A 20,731-nucleotide genomic window follows, 5' to 3' on the forward strand; every position below is an offset into this window, starting at 1 on the left:
GTTTTAAAAAAATTAATTAATGTTTTTTCGCAGCTTCATGGCAGAAGCTTTTAGTTTCTCTTTACGACGCGTATCGGGATGATTGTTTTCATCCTGATTGTCCTCATTGCCTGATTGAAGCTTTGATATGTAAACTGCCATCGTTTTAATGGAGCTGTACTGGAAGAAGAGAGGAATAGAAATTTCGACTGCAAAATCTTCCAGGATCATCATTTTAAGTTTTCCCAACAGGAAAGAGTTTCCTCCAATTTCAAAGAAGTTATCTTCGATACTAATGGTTATATCTTCATTTAATAACTTTTCCCAGATGGCCAGTAATTTTACTTCTACTTCATTAGATGGCTTTACATCGATTTCGTTTTGGGCAAGTTTTTTACCAACCTTTGCGAGGGCATTCCGGTCCACTTTATTATTGGCAGTCATCGGCATTTCGTCCACCATATAATACTCATCAGGTATCATATAAAGCGGTAAACGCTGACGAAGGAAGTTTAATATTTCAACAGATCTGATCTCCATCTCTGATTTTATATAAGCGACCAATATATTCACCTCTTTATTTTTCTGCAGCAATATGACACCTTCTTTAACACCAGGGTATTGCAGGATAGCTGTTTCAATATCATTCACCTCTACACGATAGCCCCTAACCTTGATCTGAAAATCATTTCTGCTGATAAATTCAATTTCCCCATTAGCCAGGCGTTTCACAATATCTCCAGTCCGGTAGACTTTTGATCCATTGTTCATAAACGGATCAACAATCATGCGCTCTTTGGTCAGCTCTTCATTATTCCAGTATCCTAAACCCAGTCCTTCACCTCCTATCAGCAATTCGCCTTCCACCTCCTGAGGTACCAGTTGCAGGTTCTTATCAACCACATAATAACGGGTATTTCTGATGGGTTGGCCAATTGTAATAAGATCTGATCCTGTCAGGTCTTTTACCGATGACCATACTGTATTTTCCGTTGGGCCATACATATTACAGATACGACCGGTGTATCGTGATTTCAATTCCTGGAGTAAGGGAACCGGCAATTGTTCGCCACCGATCAATATATTTTTAAGACATGTGGGGAAAGGGTAATTTTTGTATTCCAGCAGCATTCTTAATCGGGAAGGCGTTAACTGGATCAGTTCTATTTTGTTATCCGCAATGATATCCATAATACGCTTTGCATCCAACTGATCCATATTATTGGCGATAAAAACACAGCCACCTGAGAGTAATGGGTTAAATACTTCCAACACAAAAATATCGAACGAAATAGTTGTCATGCACAATGTATGCATGTCATTATGGAAATCGATCACATCATTTATACCATCTATAAAGTTGATCACATTGGACTGGCTGATCAGAATACCCTTGGGCTTTCCGGTGGAACCTGATGTATAAATCAGATAAGCCGGGCTATCAGGTGATACTGGTGCAGTATTTATGGTTCCCGGGTCATATTTACTAAAATCAATGGAAGACACATTTACAACCTGCCCTGCAAACGGTAATTCACGTATGTTATCATTAGTAAGCAATGTGCTGATCTTGCTATCTGCAATCATATCCAGCATACGCTGTTCGGGGAATTCAGGATCGATAGGCAGATAAGCTTTGTTTAGTTTTAATATTGCCATGATGGCTACGATCATATCGAATGACCTGTTCATCAGAACACCAATAACCTGATCATTTCCTGCAACCTGTGCCAAATAAGCAGCCAATCTGGATGAACGATCATATAATGTAATGTATGACATGCTATCGGCTCCGATTACCAGTGCTGTATTATCCGGGAATTGCAAAGCCGTCTTTTCAAACCGCTCAAATAAGCTTTCGTTTTTAACAGGAACTACCTCTCCATTAAAAGTTTGGGTGAGCTCCTGATACTTAAGACTATCCAACAAACTTAATTTGGATACTTTCTGCTTACTATTATTCAGGATATCAGCAATCAGATTCATGAAATACTTACCAAACTGCAGCATTGTATCTTCTAAAAACAGTAAACTGTTATACTGAAAACTAAACTGCAGCTCATTATCAATTTCAAGGACCTTTAAGATAATATCGAATAAAGCTGTCTCAGTTTTAATATGATGTTCTGTAAAAGTCAAGCCATCTATAGTCTCCTTAAAAATATCCCCCATGTATTCATTATGGAAGCTGAACATCACGTCAAAAATTGTATCCCTGTTTCCAACATTTTGTTTTTTAAGGTGCCTTTTTAATAAGCCAATCGGATAGTCTGGTCTTTCAAAGACATTCATTGAATTTTCCTTTACAATAGTAAGCGCTTCTGCGAATGTCTGATCGGCAGACAAATGATTTCTTACAGGCAGGAAATTAACTAGATTGCCTACAATTGGTTGTAATTCTGCAAACTTTCTTATAGAAACCGGCACCCCAACAATAAGATCATCCTGACCTGTTATTTTTTGCAGGAAGATGTTGAAGGTGGTCATAAGTGTAACAAACAATGTACAATCATTCTCTCTGCTAATTACCTTCAATTGCCGGGTTTGACTTTCAGGCAGGGGAATCGTAAAAGTAGCTCCCCTGAACTCATATAATGCCGGTCTAGGAAAATCATAAGGAAGATTGATGGCTTCCTCATGGTCACCGATTTCATTCAACCAAAACTCCTTATCAATGGCCATTTTTTCCAGCCATTTCGGTGAGTTTACAAACTCTGCATAATCCCTGTAGTAATATTCAATGGGCGCTAATTCATTTCCACGAAATAACTCCATAAATTCCTTCATCATAATACCCTGGGAGATAGCGTCAAAAATAATATGATGCACATCCAGCATCAGATAATATTTCTCCTCACCAACATTTATCAGATGTGTTCTGATAAGCGGACCTTCAGATACGTTAAATGGTTGAACAAGACTTAATATTAAATCATTCAGGTATTCTTCTTTTGCTTCAATCTTATTGACATGGAACGGCACTGAATCATGGATAACCCTGTATACCTCACCCCCTTTTTCAACAAACACAGATCTTAGCATCTCATGCCTCTCAATGAGTACGTCCATTATTCTCACAATCTTTTCAACATTCGGCTTGCCTTTAATTTCCAATGCCCTGGTCAGATTTGAGGCACTACTTTCCGGCAAAAAGAGTTGTGTAAAGAAGAAATTCTTCTCTGAATAAGTAGTATTATAGAATTCTTTCTTATCATATACCGGTAAAGCAATTACATCACTTTTTTGCTGACTGTTTAAAAACTGAGATAATTCAAGAACAGTAGGATATTTGAAGAATGATGGGAGAGAAATATCTACTCCTAATTCTCTTTTTATCTTTTCCAGGATGATAATTGCCTTTAAAGAATCGCCTCCCAGATCAAAATAATTAGTGGCATAATCTACGACTTTACAGTCCAGTACAGTTTCCCAAACATTTGCTATCAGATCAGCCATATTATCAGCATTGACTGTTTGGGTTACCAGCTCACCACCTGCATTTACTTTCATAGACAAGCTTTCAGCTATACCATGTGCCAGCCTCTGGTGGAGATCGGTCGTAGACACCACTATCTGAGGCAGGTTAGTGCCTATGATTTTTTCCAGCAGGAAAATTCCTTCTTCGAAAAGAATACCTTTTTCATCCAGATTTTGTTGTAACTCTTTCTTAAAATCAATACCCCTGGGTGATGTACTGGATTTGTCAGCAGCTTGCATTTTCATGCTGTCATTATATTCAAGCATGGTATAACCCTTAATATCCACCAACACTTCATTGGCATCATTAACGAAGCTAACATCCATTACAATGGATCCTTCCTGGATTTCTACCATCCTGCTATAACAATGGATCCGGGCCGGAATTTTACCATATACACGAACAGAGCGATAAGAAAATGGCAGGTAGCTCTTATCAGAAAGATATCTGGCCAGGAACCCCGTACCTCTATCAACAAGGGCAGCATGTATTCTGTAGCTATCCAGATCCGTCAGAAATGAATCGTTCAACGTTAACTGACAATATCCTGTTTTATCTGCTACATGCAAGACATCTGTATTGATCCACCTTGGCCCAAAATAGACGTTGCCGGATGGAGAATAATTAGAGTTTTGATAATGTGTTTCTATCACATTTCCTGCAATAGTATGGGTATTTACAATCGGATCTTCATGATGAATATTTACATGGGCTTTGGCACTTATCCGCCATTCATCTGTTGTATCCTTACACGAAATCGTAATGGAATAGCTGCCTGTCTGCGTACTACGCAGCGATACTTTTACTTCACGGCTTTCATGCTCAGTGGCACTTACTGGTGTTAAAAAAATCAGGTCCTCTATTTCAAATCCGGGCACATCCAGTGATATTTCCAGGAGACTCCAGATAAGCTCCCAATATGCCACGCCCACCATTATTCCCTTCCCATCAAAGATGTGCTCATTGATCCACCACTCTTTGTCATAATCAAGTGAAAAATAGTAATCACCTGCTACTAACAGGTCTTTATAAACATCAATATGTCCCAAAATTGGTTTATCCAGTAATTGTAAATGACTGTTATCATTCCCTACAGCCATCCCTCCTTCTTTCCATGCATCCCAATTGATAGACTGATAATTACCCTGTCCATCCTTTGATTGTACAAAAGCATCAATAAAAGAGTTGGCCGCATTGTAGTCTACACCACCCATGACAGGTACAATAGAACTGATGGAAGAGAAGATGGTAAAGAAGTCCAGTTTTCTGGCTGCCAGTACTTTATCCAGGTTCAATGTACCCTGTACCTTTGGCCCGAAAATGTTTTGCGCATCGGTTGCTGTCTTTAACTGAATGAGCCCCCCTCCTGCAATTCCAGCTGCATGTAAAACACCATCAATATTGCCAAATTCTGCTTCATAGGTGGTGACCGCGTGGCTTAAAGCAGCTTCATCTTCGATATTTACAGCACAATAAGTCACCTTATCGGAAATGCTTTGCAAATAAGCCATCATGCCTGTTTTTCCGTCAGTTGCCTGCTGCCCTGTATTGATAACAGACCTGCCGATCAATAATAATCTGGCATCATAGTTTTTTAATAAATAACTGGCAATATTAAAGCCGATGCTACCAAGCCCACCTGTAATCAGGTAAGTTTTGCCTGTTGCAAGGCCCGTTGACTGGTCCATTAATTCCACCTCGCCGTAATCCTGTTCCCACCTGCCATTACCACGGTGTGCAATGATCTGCTTAGCGTTACTATCACTTATTTCATTTACCAGCAGCGATATTGTTTTGTTCAGTGCAGCTGTAGTTCCGCTATATGAATGATCAATGTCTATGAGCCGGACATTTATATTAGCATACTCTTTCCCAATGATCCTTGCCGGGCCCATGAGCATGGCTTTCTCAGGAATGATGTTTGATTCATTACTGATGTTAAAAATTTCGCTGGATATCACAATTATTTCAAGCGGATGCGCTGGCAGCAGTTCACCTATGGCCTGACTCAGGTATACCAGGCTGAAGAAGCTGTTATTAATAGCAGCATGCATTTCCTGCCTGTCCTTATAAATATTTAAGCAATGAATGATTTTATGTGGCAGTTGTTCTTTTTGCTGTAAGCTTTTCAATAATTCAGTATAAGCTGCTTTATCCGGCGAGGTGAAAACGTTACTGATCTGGTTATTGCCGGACAACTGCGCTGCAAGTGCTGCTGAAAGACCGGTATGGTCATGCAGGATAAGGATATTTTCTCCTGCAGGTGCTGTTTTATTAAAGACAGGCGTTAGCTTTTTCCAGGATGGATAATAACTCCAGTCTGCTATCTCTTTTCTACCTGCTGAATTATTTTTTGCCAGCGTCAGGTCCTGTACAATATTGGGGAAACCATTTCTGAATGCCTTTTGGTTAAATGGATACAATGGCATACGTACCTTTCCTACCTTGTTCTCTTCAAAGTATTCTTTCCAGTTAACGGATTGACCAAATAAGGCTAATTGTCCTATTCCCCTTGCAAACATAGCTGCATCCGGGAACTTATCTTTCGGGTGTTTAATAAAATGAACGGCCGCCTCATTTCTGGCGGCAAGGCCTGGCCTTATCAACCCGGTAAGCGTATTACCCGGGCCAACTTCCAGGTACAACAATGCTGATGAAGTCTGCAGCGTTTTACATCCCTGATAAAAATTGACTGGTTTCCTGATATGATCCACCCAGTAATCCACTGACATTGCTTCCGCCTTCGTTATCCATTTGCCGGTTACATTGGAAATAAATGGAATAGCAGGCTCATGAAACCTGATAGTTGAGAGTACGGCTTTAAATTGCCCCATTATACTTTCCATCATGTAAGAATGGAAAGCATGAGAAGTTTTCAGTTCTCTGAACACAATATCAAGATCTGTCAGCTTTGCTGTAAATGCTTCAATTGCCGGTTGCGTGCCGGATACCACACAATTCTGCTCACCGTTGTAAGCAGCCATGTCTACACCGGGTGTGAGTAAAGGCTGCATTTCATCCCATGATAATGCGACACTGACCATTGTTCCGGCTTCTACCTGCTGCATCAAACGACCTCTTTCGTAGACAATTTTCAACGCATCTTTCACACTGATCACTCCTGATAAACAGGCTGCCACATACTCACCCAGGCTATGCCCGATCATACCGTAAGGCTTTACCCCCAACCGGATCAGGTTTTTACCCAATGCATATGAAACAGAAAATAATAAAGGCTGTGCATACATGGTCTGGTTGATACGATCTGCATTTGAATCTATATCATCAGCAGGATATAACAACTCCCGGAAATTAGTATCACCCAGTTTGTTCAGAATAGTAAAACACTCATCCATATCGGCTCTGAACCATTTATCCTGTTCATACAATGCTTTCCCCATATTCACGTACTGGCTACCCTGACCAGGGAACATAAATACAAGTCTGGACAATAATGTACCCTCATTCAGAGAAGCACCGGGTACATCCAATACTGTTATTTTTCCATTTACCTGATGTCCAATCAACAGTTTTCTAAATGGAAATTCTTTTCTGTATTCATTGTTACTAAAGGCGATATCAGCAAGGCTAACAGTTGTCTGGGTATCCAGGTATTTTTTGAAATTCTCTTCCGCCTTACTGACCACATCTCCCGTGAGGCCACTCAGTATAACCGGTGCATATAGTTCAGCATCGGTTAATAATTGGCGCTCCTCATTGTACTCTTCCAGTACAACATGGGCATTTGTGCCCCCTATACCGAAGGAACTGACGCCTGCTCTTCGTGGTGTATCTGCCTGATCCCAGCCCTTTAATTCTGTGTTTACATAGAAAGGACTGTTCTTAAAATCTATATCTTCATTTGATTCTTCAAAATTGATAGCTGGTGGTAGTTTTTTATGTTTTAATGCCAGCACTGCTTTCATAAGGCCTGCGATCCCCGATGCTGAATCAGTATGACCAATATTTGCCTTTACTGAACCAACTGCACAAAAATTACGTTTTTCAGTATCAAAAGCTTCTTTTAGTGCTGCAATCTCGATCGGATCACCCAAATAAGTACCAGTACCATGGCATTCTACATAACCAACCGTTTCAGGGTTCACTTCTGCCATCCTGAGTGCTGCAGCAATCACCTCTGCCTGACCGGCAATACTTGGTGCAGTATACCCTGTTTTCCTATATCCATCGTTATTAATTGCAGAGCCTTTAATAATTGCATAGATATGATCGCCATCATTCACGGCATCTTCCAGTCGCTTCAGGGTTACTACACCTATGCCCTGAGAGAATACCGTTCCTGATGCCTTTTTATCAAAAGCCCTGACCCTGCCGTCTTTGGAGTAAATCATTCCTTCTTTATGCACGTATCCATCTTCTGCACTTGACATTACGGTAGCACCGCCTGCCAATGCGATATCACACTCCCCGTTAATCAGTCCCTGACAGGCATTGTGCACAGCGACCAGAGAGGTAGAACAGGCTGTCTGTAAAAAAACAGAAGGGCCGGTCAGGTTTAATTTATAAGAAATTAGTGTATTGAAAAATGTCTTTGTCAGCGTGTTTGCTTCAAAATGAGCGATAGCGCCATCTAATGCCAGATGGTTGCCAATCTTCCAGGACACATTATCTGTAATGCCCGCATATAAGCCGATTTTGCCATCTGCCTTTTCCGGTACACAACCGGCATCTTCCAGTGCATGCCAGACTGTTTGATAGAATAGTCTGACCTGCGGCTCCAATAAATTTGCTTCCCTTTCTGAAAAGCCAAAAAATTCATTATCAAAGTTTTCATACCCGTCAATAATACCTGCAACAGGTACGTATCCTTCCTTATGTTTATTAGCTGCTCTCTTCTCTTCTGAAAACTGTATTGTCTCTTTATTATTGGCAATCACCTCCCAGAAAGCATCCATATCTGATGCTCCGGGAAATTTTCCTGCCATTCCAACTACAGCTATTTCAAATCCAGTATATGCATTCATAACTAATAATATTTTTTGTGTAATTATTTTTTTACTGACATTCTTTTCATTAAACGCTCTTTCCCTTTATCAAGACGATTGAGCTGCTCATAATCTATAAGGGATTTCTTTTTGTCTCCATTCTCATGCAGGAATGCAGCCTGAGATTCAATGGTGGTATGTAAAAAGAGGTCTTTGGGTGCTATTGCCTTACCCAGTGACTTCGTCAACCGGTTACTAAGTGCCAGCAGGGAAACAGAGGTTCCTCCCAGGTCAAAGTAGTTGATATTTCTACCAATGCGGGCTATGGGAATGTTCAGTATATCAGACCAGATGCCTGTTAAAAAGTTTTCGAACTCAGATCTTACTTCTTCGATCTCCGAAATTTCATTCACAACCGGGGCTGGCAATTTGGAACGATCTATTTTTCCGGTGTTGGTTAACGGGAATTTATCCATCGGTACGATAAATTCAGGAATCATATAAGGCGGGAATATTCCTTTGAGCCGGGAACGTACCTCTATGCTATCTAGCACCTGCTGAAATACAACATGTGCCACCAAAACAACCTTTCTTTCACCTACTGGTTGCAACGTCACTACACTCATCTGCACTTCCGTAAATGTATTCAGTACGGATTCTATTTCACCTGTTTCAATGCGATAACCACTTATTTTTATCTGTCCGTCCTTTCTGCCAACATACTCAATATCACCCGTCACCAACCTTCTGCCAAGATCACCGCTTCTATATACCCGACCTTTCCCTGTGACTGGATCAATGGTAAACTTTCTAGTTGTTTCAACCTCGTTATTCCAATATGCCACAGCCAGGTAATCACTCTTATATACCAGCTCTCCTACTTCCCAGATACCTACCTGTTCATCATGCTCATTGAGCAGATAAATGGCCGTATCTATAGTAGGTATACCCACATGAATGCTTTTCCGCACATTATCACTTTCGTGATCCATATAATGCTGTAAGGTGATGGTAGACTCGGTAGGGCCCAGACCATTTACAAACAGGGTCCCTGGTGCAAAATATTTTCTGAAGGTATCCAGATCGGCACTATATACGGCTTCTCCCCCCAATACTACAGCCCTTATATCTTTTGCAGGCTGATTGACATTAAGTGCCAGCACCAGTTCTCGGTATAGGGTAGGCGTGCTATGGAAGATGGTAATCCTTTCTTTCCTGATCACTTCATCCAAAATAGAGAAATGCTGCTTCACATCAATCACCACCAATTTTGCCCCATTCAGAAATGCGCCAAAAATATCCATGATGGCGGCATCGAAATTATAGCGGGAGAAAAGAGTCAAAACATCCTGCTGACTTAATAATAAACCATTGGCATAAGCCCTGGCGAAGTGCAGTATGTTTCTGTGCGATTGAACCACCCCTTTAGGTTGGCCTGTGGAACCGGAAGTATATAATATATAAGCCGGATCTGCAGGTGCAACTACATAGGACAATGCAGCATCTGATAATGCGGTTGCATAGATATCTTCTATGTAAACTACGTTAACGGTTTCAGGTAGATCGTTCTGTATACTCCTTGATGTTAATATCAGCTGACTACCTGCATCACTGATGATCTGCCGGATCCTTAATGAAGGTAATTGCGGATCAACAGGCACATAAATACCACCGCTTTTCAATACAGCAAATAAAGCCACAAACTGATCCAGCTGATGGTGTTCGAATAAAAGTATGATCCTGCTACCCTTTTCTGCCTGATACGTTTCAATGATAGCACGGCCTACTTTATTACCCAGGCTACTCAGGCTATGATAGCTGAGCTGTTCGCCATTTAGGTTTTTCACGGCCACAGCTTCCGGATATAATGCTACCATTTTTTCAAATCTGGCGTGCACGGTTTGTTCTATCTCTGCTGAAGGGAAATGATGCTGATGCTGTACGGCCGGGTGTACCTGTGCCTGGAGTTGTTGCTGCCAGTCAAATAGCTGAATGTCTTTTAACTGCTGTTCCGGATTTTGTATACAGGTGTCCAGTAAGCGCAGGTATTCATCTTTCAACAAGGCGATATCACGCTGATTGAAAAAATGCCTGTTATAAAATATTTTCAGTTTAAGCTGCTGATCACTTTCATAAAAGTAGCATGACAATTTATAGATACTGGTTTTGTCATCCACATCAAGCAACGTGAGCGAAAGATCTTTGCTGTTCAATCTGCTATTATAATTTTTACCATTGATAAGATAATTCAGGTAAATATTATGAATGGCCAGAAATTCTTTATTATCGGCAATATTCAGGTCTTTCAACAACGATGAATAGGAATAGTCAGCATGTAACATATCCTGTATAAATCCCTGTCTGGTGGTCTCAAAGAAACTGGCTACTGACTGGTTAGGATCTACCTGTAATTTTGAAATGACCGTATTGATAAAAAGACCTATTGTTTTTTCAAATTCGGGGAGTGATCTGCCATGTGCAGGCAGATTAAAGTAAATGTTTTCCTGCTTCAAAAAGCGGCTCAGTACTATTCCCAGTAAACCAGAGAAGAACTGGAACCCGGTAATTGCACGGCTGGTATAAAAACGCTTTGCGTCATTTAACAGCGCTGCATCCAGGGTAAGAGTAATGACATCCTGATCTAATGCTTCAGGAGACGAGTTATTAACATGGCTAAATGTCTGTAACAGTTCCTGCTTACTACCTATCTGGTTCAAATGATAGTGCCGTTGTGCGGCGTATTCTTCCGTAGTTGCAAAATGCTGAAACCAGTAGCAGTAGTCCTGATAATTTGCGGGCAAGGCTGGTAGGGTACTTTGCCGATATAGCTGTATCAGTTCTTCCAGCAAATGATATACAGACACACCATCTGCTATAACGTGATGGCCGGTAATCACCAGATAGTCCTGTTGTTCACACCGGCAAAGGCTAATATTTAACAGGGGGGCTTGCGCAAGGTCCAGGGTAGTGGCAGCCAGTACATCCATATCAGGCAGTACCGCGTATTCTTTTACCACTACATTAAAGGTCGATGATGCATGTACGGAGATCGTAATGCCATCATCCTGAATCATGAATTTTTGTGCCAGGATCTCATGCCGTTGTACTAACTGACGGAATGCTGCTGACAACTGATCTTCTTGTAAGCGGTCATTGCAGGCATAGACAAAAACACTTTTATAAAGTGCTCCTTCACCGCTCAGTTTCTGATGCATCAACATGCTTTGCTGTTGCAAAGACAGGATCTTTTTACGGTCCGGGCCTGCGACAGGCAGCCCGGATGGCTGCAGTGGGGCTATATCGATTAATTGCGACAGCGTGCGAATAGTACGGTTGCGGAAGATTTTTTCGATAGATATCTTATTGGCAAAGTGCTGATTAATGTTGTTCCTTATGTATACAATATCAAAAGAGTTCATGCCTATCGTAAACAGATCATCGTCTGGCCCCAGGCTACCCACAGGAATATTTAATACCTGATATATGATCTGGCTGATTTCCTGCTCAACAGGCGTAGAGAATACGGGTGTATGCCCGCCTTTCTTTGAAAGCAGGTTGACGATCTGTTGAATATCCGTGCTATCAGTAATATTGATCTTATCTATGATCAATGGTGCCAGTTCATCATTTACCTCCACTTCCTGCCCGCTGTAGCACTGTAACAATGCTATACGGCCATCCATATCAACAGGAATAAAATGGACCTCATTACTGCCTGTTAAAAGACTATCCACATTTATTTTCAGGAACCGGGATAAGGCTTCCTTATCTCTGAAAGCGCCAATATGTGCAGTTTCACCAAGATGGCTCAGGAGTACTCCCGTGTCAACCGGGTCTGGCTGAAGCCCCCAATCAGCAGGCCCTGCTGCTTTTTCCATTAATACAGCAGTCGATTGACCGGCATCTTCCAGGGCAAGGTCTACCAGCGTTAAACAGCAATCTGCGATCCGCGCTGTTACCTGTTCTGTAATGACAGCCGGATCATATGTAAAGCTGATCTCAATTTTATCAGGCAGCAGCAGTACGATAACAGTCAGCGGATATTTCGTCACTTCCTTATAATGAAGATCTGATATAGCAAACATCTTTTCCTGTTGCATATCCAATGGATAGTTTTCTATTACCAGCAAACTATCAAATAACATATTGTAATCCGCGCCTTTGCTACCTGCAGCAACAACAGGGTTATCAGCTATATCCATCTGATGGAAGAGTTCCTGTTGTAAACCTGTTAACAGATCTTCGAAACGGCCTCCCGGATAGTTGCCAACCTTTACAGGAAGTGTGTTTATAAATAAGCCAACAACGTCATCAAAGTTTCGCTCCGGACGCACAGAACGAACATTATCAAATATCACTTCATCACGACGATTGAGCTGCTGCAACGTCATACCCCAACAGGCATTAAAAAATGTGGCAAGCGTGATCCGGTGCTTTCTTGTAAAGGAATTAATCTTTTCAACAGCTGTAATTTCCCGTTTCAGCATTTCCCTCTTCATCTGGCGAGGAACAGCCTGCCTTCTATATACCCAAATATTACCGGGCTGGCTGAATTTCATATAATTCTTCCAGTAGTCACCGGTATAAGGTTTACGGGAGGAAAGCAGATATGATTTAAACGTTTCTGCAGGAACAGCTAGACTGCTATGGTCATCGAGGTATGTATGTAAAAACTGCTTCAGCAGGATACTCAGGCTCCAGCCATCCATAATAATATGGTGCCAGGACAGGATAATCAGTGATTTGTCAGCTGACCATTTTATGCACTTTACACTAAAAGGAACTTTTTCAAGATCAAATTTAGCAGCGCGGGCTTTATCAATCTGTGAATTGATGACCAGCGTATCAGCATCACCCGTCACCTGTTCTGTCAAAATATCAGCGGTAATCGTTTTGAGCACTATCTGGATAGGCTTTTTTAAATCCTTCCATCTATAGCAAACACGCAGCATATCGTGCTGCTCAATAATGCGGATCCACACGGTTCTGAAACGGTCCAGGTCTACCGGCCCATTCATTACAAACGATAACTGTTCAAAGTTGACCTCTGATTGCGGGTCCTTTATATACTCATACAAGATGGCTTCCTGCACCTGAGAGAGCGGGAGTATGTCCTGAATATCCTTTTTGCTGATCATCATAACACTTACCTGATTGATTAACTATTATATCCAATGGTTCAACTATTTTCCAAATCCGTATAACCACAATACCAGCAATCTGTGCAGGAGGTAATGATGATCATCTATCTCCTGATTTTTTGGTCGTACTGTATTAAAGATTTTTACTGATGATTTGTCTTCAATTATGGAGGAAAGCAGTAACGAAATGTCTCTGCCTGCACCTACTTCCAGGAATATTTTGGGGCTACCCTCCACCAGTTCTTTTATGCCCTTCTCAAATAAGACAGGACAGGTTATTTGTTGTTCCCAATAGATGGGGGAACAAGCCTGTACTGCTGTTATAAAACTGCCGGTATTACCTGCGATGTAGGGAATAGCCGGAGGCTGTAACTCTACCTGTTGAAATTCTTCTCTGAGCGATCCTGCCACACCTTCCATTAACCGGGAATGCAGCGGATATTCAGTATTCACCGGCGACCAGAATATTCTTGCCGCAGCGAGTTTACTTTCAAAAGCGGTAACATCAGGTATATTCCCAGTTACTACACAGGACTGCCCGTTATCAATAGCGATGTACAGGCCATCACTCAACAATAGTTGTATCTTCTCTGCAGGCAATGGTACACCTATCATCTTTCCTTTTTCTGATGCTGCTATAATCTGTCCACGTTTTATAATTAAACCGATCGCATCCTTTAAGGTGATCACTTCTGACAATGCTGCCGCTACGTATTCCCCAAAGCTGTATCCAATCATCTCATCAGGATGTACGCCTTTTTCCATCAATGCTTTTGAGAGGCTGTAGGAGAACATAAAATTTGCCAGCTGTGCATGTTGCATCTGGTTGATCACCGTAGCATCCTGCCCTTCTCCGGGATAAAGGATGTCTCTGTAATTAATGCCGGTAATCTCATATGCTATCTCCAGGCAGGCATCTAACCTTTCTTTGAAAGCACCATCCTTTTCATACAGGTCCTGTCCCATAAAAGGATACTGGGCACCCATACCAGGGAATACAAATACCAGTTTACAATTCTCTATCACCCTTGCGGAGAGCATACTTCTGTTATTCTTATTGGCAATGGTCGTGAGGATGTCTTCTTCACTTTCGCCCCAGATGACTCTCCTGAACTTTGCAGGAGGCGTACGGTGCAAATTATTAACTGCAGTTTTAAATGCTGCGCTGAGAACCTCCAGCTCTTCCACTGAATTTGCTTCAAATCTGGCTGAACAAAATGCGGCTACATTCATAATGATCTGATTAAAATTTCCTATTTACCTAATTCCTGTAATAAGTATGCTATAAACTTTTCAAAGAATTCCCGTATAGCAGTCTGAGTATAAGCAGAGCTGTCGTAAGTTACCTCCAGCTTTATCTGATCATTTTCGTTCACAAAGAATATCTGCATATCAATTGAAATGAGGTCCTTTTCGCGTGGGTTTGGAATAGCCTTTACAATTACGCCACTATCTTCACCCAGGAGATTGTTTTCAACGTGGAATCCTTTACCGGTCCTGTATCGCATATTGAACCGCCAGAAACCTCCCAACATCTCTCTTTCGGCAGGCAGCATAGCTACAACGAGGTCTGTCAGTGTATAAGCCTGGTAAGTATCTGTATCAATATGAGCCTTCTTTACCTGCAGGATGGTATCTGTCAGGCTTGCCTGCTTGTGCACTGCGACCCTCAGCAGTACTGTCTCTGCAAAACAACCGATCATTTCAGGTGAATCCGGATAATCCCTGCCAAAGACATCTGTACCAAAACATAAATCTTCTACCTCGGTAAGGGAATGCATAAATTGCAGGAAAGCAGCCTGGAGCACTACAGAGAATGAGGTGGAATGTTCCCTGGACAAAGCCATCACTGATTTAAAAATAGCATCAGGGAATGACAGTGATTCAATTTCCGCAATACGATCCGCCATTTTTCCTGAAGAAGGTAATTGCTCAACAGGTATTGGCAGGTCTGGTGGAAGGGTATTGTAAAGGCCCTGCCAGTATTGTTTATGCGCAGCCAGATTTTGTTCTCTTGTTTCAACCATATTCTTCAGGTAATCAGAATAAGAATGATTGAGTACTGGCAACTCAGGTGTCTTGTTCCTCACAAGCCCATCATAGATGGTAAACAGATCTCTAAAGAAGATACCGATGGACCATTTATCAAATACCACATGATGTATTTCAAATAATACAACATAGCTGTTATCTGCCTGCTGATATACTTTCGTGAAGAATAAAGGACCTGTCTGAAAATTGAATTCGCTGGTGCTATCGTACAGGCTGGATTTGATATCAATATTCCCCTCTGTACGGAGATCAACATATTCGAATCCCTGTACCTCATCCATGACAGGCTGTAGCTTCATGACGAATTGGGCATTGCCCACTTCGTCAAAAACGGCGCGAAGTATTTCATGGCGTGCGGTCAATAATTTTACTGTTTCCTTTAAAATCTGAGGGTTGAAAGTGCTGTTGATCTCATAAGCAAATTTTATAGGACCGAAGTTATTTCCATTTTCTTTTTTCAGCTCTTCATCCCGCGTATTGTCTAACCAGTAGCGCTGGGTAGGTGTCACCGGAAACGCTCCTTCTGCCAGCTTCTTTACCAGCTGTTTTTCCTGCTGGGAATGGAGATGTTCCGCCAGTGACCTGATGTCCTGGAACTGGAACAGATCTCTTGGCTGGATAGCCAGTCCTAACTGTCTTACCCGACTCACCACTTTCAGCGCGATAATTGAGTTACCTCCCCGCTCAAAAAAGTTATCACTTGTACTGATATTTTCTATATTCAGCAATTCGCCAATGATGGTGGTCAGTTGTTGTTCTGTTTTATTGGCAGGTGCCTGATAGGTATTTTTTATTTCTGTGAAATCAGGTATGGGCAGGTTCTTTCTATCTACCTTTCCATTGGACGTAAGTGGCAGATGATCCATCCTGATAAGCATAGAAGGCAGCATATACTCAGGCAGCCTGGAGCGGAGATAATCCATCATCACATCTTTCCTGAAGACCTCAGCTACCACCACGTAAGCAATTAAACGCTGTACACCCTGTGTGTCTTTTTTTACAACTACCACACATTGCAATACCTCCTGCATTTCCTGCAATACGCCTTCCACTTCACCCAATTCAATTCTATATCCCCTGATCTTTACCTGGCTATCCTTACGGCCTATGAATTCAATGTTGCCAGACCATTGTTCGTTGGTACCCCGTTCTTCTACTTTATGCAAAATACCCAGGTCACCCGTTTTGTAAATACGTCCAAGTGAAGGATGTGTTATGAAACTGCCGTCTGTCTTATCTTTATCATTATAATAACATGCAGCCAAACCTCTTCCGCCAATGTAAAGGTCGCCTTCTACACCCGGGGCACACAGGTCTCCAAATGGATTGAGCACATAAAACTGTTGATTAGATAATGGCCTGCCATAAGGAATACTTTTTACGTATGGGAATGACAGCGTGATTAGGTGGAAATTTGACCAGATGGATGCTTCTGTTGCACCGCCAAGGCTATAGATGGAAGCATCTTTAAATAAATGGCTGATACGGAGCGGGAGGTTTACCGGAATCCAGTCTCCGCTCATCATCACCGTTTTCAGGTTAAATGCTTTCCCGGCCGCTGATAAAATATTATTGACTTTAGGGGGTATATTCTCTTTTAACCCCAGCTCAATGGTATGCAGCAGCACATTCTGTGCACCCTTAAACAAATAGGGGGATAACATGTCGAAGTTTATATGTCCGATTGAACAAAAACCAACGTCAAGCGTTTCCCCTACCACTGCCAATGCTTCTGTCATAATACCTGCATCCAGTGTTGCCATGAAATAGCCATAGCCTCCGTATTTCGGCATTGAATTTTCAGCATTGTAAACCAGGAATGCAGTGACAGCAGAAGAGTGGAATGTCGCTGCATTTGAGCTATTATGGAATGAGCCATCCATCAGGTGGTTACCGTCATGAACGTGGATCAGTGTATGCTGTTGCGGCTGATAATAATACAGGCCGCCTTCCATACCCAGTACACGATCGGGCTTGATCAGCAGGTACACATCTATCGGATATAAGCCACCTGCACTGGCATAATGATAACGGATATCGTTTTTACTATGCTCCTGTTTCAGCACTGATAATAACCCAGCTACTGTTCCTAATGACATTTTATCAGCCGAAAAGCTACGCCAGCTTTTCCTGTTGGTGATGTAATCCGGCAATGGCTTTGTATCTAACTGTATTTTTCCTTTACTGCCATTGAAACTATAATTTCTATTGAGCACTGATTCAGTATATTCCAGCAAAGCAACCGGATCAGCTGCCAGGCGTGGATCCTTTTTCACAAACCTTTCCTGGGATGCGAACAAGGCATCAGGTTGCTGCACGGCAGAAATAAGTACCTTATTCTGGATTAAGCGCGCCAGGAATGCATCAAACTGTGTTGCACCAAAATGAATGAAACGTGCGGATAATTCTTGTCTGGTGGCACCACCTTTGGTATAATAATAGAAATCAGGAAATATACATGTCATAAAATCCGGGCATGCATTGCCTTCTACATACACGGTATTATCTTTCCGCTCCCAGTTTACCTGAGGTGCCCAATACAACTTATTATCACCTGATTGCGCCTGATCTACCGCTTCATGATCGTCGGTGATTGCCGACACTGATGATGAATGACTTTGTATTTCATCAACTATCAATTCCATTATGGCGGGAACTGAGTTCCACACAGTAATTTGCTCTTCATTCAGTAATTGAATGATCAGCTGTGTATCTCTGATATCATCTAATAATACCAGTCTGGCGCCACAGGAAAAAGTTCCGAAAATATCATACACTGACAAGTCAAATGTAAGTGATGAAATACCAAGTACACTATCACTGTCATTCACATGGAAACGATCATTGATATCAAGTACGGTATTGCATACTGCATCATGGTTGATAGCTACGCCTTTCGGATTACCAGTACTACCGGATGTATAAATAATATATGCCAGCGACTGAGGATCGATCGGCGTATTGATCGGGGTGGTATTGAAGGTGCTGATTAAAGGCATCAGGTCTGACTGACCAAGTGTGAGTTTGCAGTTACAATCCTTTTGCAAATAGCTCACCCTTGCAGCAGGCGCATCCTGATCAAAAGGTACATAGGCTGCGCCGGCTTTCAATATTCCAAGAATATATACAATGGTATCAATGACTCTCCTGGAATAAATACCTACTTTATCGCCAGCGGTAACTCCCTGTGCAAGCAGATAGTTCGCACACTGGTTTGATCGCTGATCCAACTCAGCATAAGTAAGGCTATGCGTACCATGTTTCAAAGCTATTTTTTCACCATGCAACTGGCAGGAGTGATTAAACAATGTCACTAAATCAGTGGCAGGTACATCCTTTGCTGTATTATTTAATACCTGATAGGCTTTATAGTGTGACTGCTGGTAATGATAGATGATATTACCATCAGTACTTTTTATATAATTTTCAATGCCTGTAACATATTCGTTAAACATGACGGACACCAGTTCCGCATCAAACATATCTTCGACATAGTTCCATTGAATATTTGTAATTCCGGAAATATCGCTGGCTATACAATCAAGTAATACCTGAGAAGACTGGTTGATGCTGTATTTACCCTCCACGCCTATCCTGTCTGCTACATCAGCCGGGCTGGTATCACCAGCCTCTTTTCCATATAACGCGCTGGTAAATACAACCGGCATCATTGCAGCTATACTATTACCATTGGCCTGGGCTAACTCACGGATGAATTCTACGCCATCAAACAATCTATGATCAAGGGATTGCAGCAACTGATCATTGATATGGGTTGCTGTATCTGATATTTTCCGGCCCTTTACATCCACATCCAGTAGCAGCAGGGAGGTGAAATCGCCCACAATCTCATTCACATCTTTATGAAACGGCAACCGGTTGAACACCGTCAGATTAATACTAAACCTGTTTTGGTTACAGTAAGCAGCCAGAACGGTTGAGAAAATGGCACACAATACAGATGTAGGGGAACGGCGCTGCGCTGCTGCATTCTTTTTAAATGTTGCCCATGCATCTGCTTTGATCTGATGGGTCAGCTTATTGAAATGAACACCTATACCTTTTTTAATACCAGCCTTTAATGGCAAGGCTGGTGCCAGGGGAAAGTCAGACAATTTATTCAGCCAATATTGCTTATCGCTTTGATATCTTGCACTATTACGCAGATTTTCCAAGGTTAGCATATAATCTCTGAAAGTAAACTCAATATCTTTCAACGGTTTACCTTCATAGAGTTTGAATAGATCTTCGTACAGCAGAAACTTACTCTGCGCGTCAGCTATAATGGTATCAATGCCCCAAAAGAAGTAATATTTATTATCGGGTAATTGAATCGCCTGCAGATCGAACAATGGCCATACGGCGGTATTGAATATTTTATGGGAAAGCTGGTCTCTTTTATTTTTAACCAGGAGATCAATCTCTTCCTGGCTTTTTCGGGAATAATCTTCCAGTACAATTTCATAAGGTTTATCCAGCACTACGATTTGCTGGCTGCCATCTTCTGTAATGACAGCTCTTAACATGGAGTGTCTGGCTATCAGGTCATTAAACGCCTGGCTAAATCTTTCAAAATCTATAGCAGCTACGAATTCCTGGTAAGCCTGTGTAGAAACACCACCTAGTTCAAATAAAGAATCACGGCCGAGTAAGTAGGATAATTGAACCTGGGATAATGGGAACTTACCATTTTCATCCTGTTCTCTTACTACGTTGAATACATCTTTGCCTGTCCCGGTGGTAGCTAATAATTTTGATAATTTAAGAATGGTACTATTATCAATGATCTCTTTAATTGATAACTCATATTGAAAACCAACATAGATCTCAGAGATCAGTTTTATTACAGCCAGCGAATGTCCACCGTTATCAAAGAAATCATCATTTACGCCAATGGGTGATTGTATACCAAGCACAGACTTAAATATATGTTCTAATTTAAATTCTGTTTCTGTGGTGGGTGCCACATACTTTACAAATGAATTCAGAAATAAATCTTCACCACCAGCTTGATTCAAGTCTGCATCATTACTATCAAAGAGATCTGTGAGTTTCATAAAGTTATTGAATGGGTAAAAGAGTACCAGGCAATAATTGCAAAGGACAATTATAGCTTGGTTAGCAAGGGTACCAAT

The 20,731-nt window shown here is 41.6% G+C and carries 4 protein-coding genes; all 4 read right to left on the reverse strand.

From position 1 onward, the window contains the following. Window positions 1-12: 12 nt before the first annotated feature. The 4 genes from QQL36_RS32580 to QQL36_RS32595 are packed head-to-tail and all read right to left on the reverse strand — an operon-like array spanning window position 13 to window position 20,653. The gene (locus tag QQL36_RS32580) at window positions 13-8,442 is read right to left on the reverse strand and encodes a non-ribosomal peptide synthetase/type I polyketide synthase (RefSeq protein WP_321568126.1); all 8,430 of its coding nucleotides are present in this window, start codon (window positions 8,440-8,442) and stop codon (window positions 13-15) included. 23 nt (window positions 8,443-8,465) lie between these two features. Beyond that, window positions 8,466-13,544: a non-ribosomal peptide synthetase gene (locus QQL36_RS32585; protein WP_321568127.1), complete on the reverse strand. Its 5,079-nt coding sequence runs from the start codon at window positions 13,542-13,544 to the stop codon at window positions 8,466-8,468. Between the two features lie 42 nt (window positions 13,545-13,586). Then, complete coding sequence (locus QQL36_RS32590) at window positions 13,587-14,777, reverse strand: acyltransferase domain-containing protein (protein WP_321568128.1); 1,191 nt, start codon at window positions 14,775-14,777, stop codon at window positions 13,587-13,589. A 20-nt stretch (window positions 14,778-14,797) separates the two neighbouring features. Continuing rightward, entirely contained in the window at window positions 14,798-20,653 is a 5,856-nt protein-coding gene (locus QQL36_RS32595; protein WP_321568129.1) for a condensation domain-containing protein, read from the reverse strand. Between the last annotated feature and the right edge of the window lie 78 nt (window positions 20,654-20,731).

It is taken from the genome of Chitinophaga sp. LS1 (genome assembly GCF_034274695.1).
Lineage (GTDB): Bacteria > Bacteroidota > Bacteroidia > Chitinophagales > Chitinophagaceae > Chitinophaga.